At 64.0% G+C, this 278-nt stretch carries 1 protein-coding gene; it reads right to left on the bottom strand.

The features are described from left to right. Positions 1-5: 5 nt before the first annotated feature. The coding region (locus P8629_RS11735; RefSeq protein WP_278166308.1) for a L,D-transpeptidase family protein at positions 6-278 on the bottom strand (273 nt) is incomplete at its 5' end.

The following is a 278-nucleotide window of genomic DNA, read 5'->3' as shown; positions in this document are numbered from 1 at the left end:
CCCGATTACGGGGTGATGAGGATCGGCGTGCCGTCCTGCACCATGGCATAGATGTCTTCCATTTCCTTGTCCGTCACCGCGATGCAGCCTGCGGTCCAGTCGCGCATTCTGGGGGCGAGGGCGTTGCCTTCGGGTCCGCGCCCGTGGATGAAGATATCGCTGCCCGGCGACATCCCCACCGCCAGCGCGCGTGCGGTGTCTTCGGCATTCGGATAAGAGACCCCGATGGACAGGTGATAGCTGCTGTTGGGGTTGCGGCGGTCGATCAGATAGCGGCC

It is taken from the genome of Hydrogenovibrio sp. 3SP14C1 (assembly GCF_029625905.1).
Lineage (GTDB): Bacteria > Pseudomonadota > Gammaproteobacteria > Thiomicrospirales > Thiomicrospiraceae > Hydrogenovibrio.
Note: the sequence above shows the minus strand (reverse complement) of the source record. Positions and strands in the feature narration are given on the sequence as shown.